The sequence below is a fragment of the Streptomyces sp. SID11385 genome (assembly GCF_010548245.1).
In the GTDB taxonomy this organism is placed as follows: Bacteria; Actinomycetota; Actinomycetes; order Streptomycetales; family Streptomycetaceae; genus Streptomyces.
Genome location: NZ_JAAGLR010001108.1, coordinates 1 through 771, shown reverse-complemented (window position 1 = coordinate 771; position 771 = coordinate 1). Strand labels below are relative to the sequence as shown.

Here is a 771-nt window from a genome sequence, read left to right as displayed (position 1 = left end):
ACCCCGAGCAGCCCGCCGAGCGTCAGCGCGGCCGTCGTGCGGCGCACCGCGCGCGGCACCGAGGCGGTGTGGCCGTAGCCGCGCGCGTCCATCGCCGCCGCGAGCGAGACGGAACGCTCCAGCGCGCCCTCCAGCACCGGCAGTCCCACTTGGAGCAGCCCCCGCAGCCCCCGGTCCGGCCGCCCGCGCAGCCGCCGCGCCGCGCGCAGCCTGCGCACGTCCGCGACGAGGTGCGGCGCGAAGGTCATCGCGACGACGACGGCCAGCCCGGCCTCGTAGAGCGCGCCGGGCAGTGACTTCAGGAGCCGTACGGGACTCGCGAGCGCGTTCGCCGCGCCCACGCACACGAGGAGCGTCGCGAGCCGCAGCGCGTCGTAGCAGGCGAAGAGCAGCCCCTCCGCCGTCACGCGCCCGCCCAGCCGCACCCCCTGCGCCCAGTCGGGCAGCGGGATCTCGGGGAGCGTGAGGAGCGTGTGGGTGCCGGGGATCGGCGAGCCGAGCAGGACCGCGAAGGCGAGCCGGATGACGAGCACGACCGCCGCGAGCCGCAGGAAGGCCCCGTACGCGCGCGCCCACGGCGCCTCGGTGCGGCGCGCGGCGACGACGTAGCTCGCGACGCCGACGAGGAGCGCGAGGAGCAGCGGATTCGTGGTGCGGGTCGCGGCGGCGGCGAGCCCGAGCGCCCACACCCACCAGGCCCCGGCGTGCAGCGGCGGGAAGTCGCGGCGCGAGGGGGCGGGGGCCGTACGGGTGCGGCGCGCGGGGTCCGGG

The 771-nt window shown here is 78.6% G+C and carries 1 protein-coding gene; it reads right to left on the bottom strand.

The window, feature by feature from the left end:
* Positions 1 to 710: energy-coupling factor transporter transmembrane protein EcfT (locus tag G3I42_RS33795; protein ID WP_239096861.1), on the bottom strand; the 710-nt coding region annotated here is incomplete at its 3' end.
* Between the last annotated feature and the right edge of the window lie 61 nt (positions 711 to 771).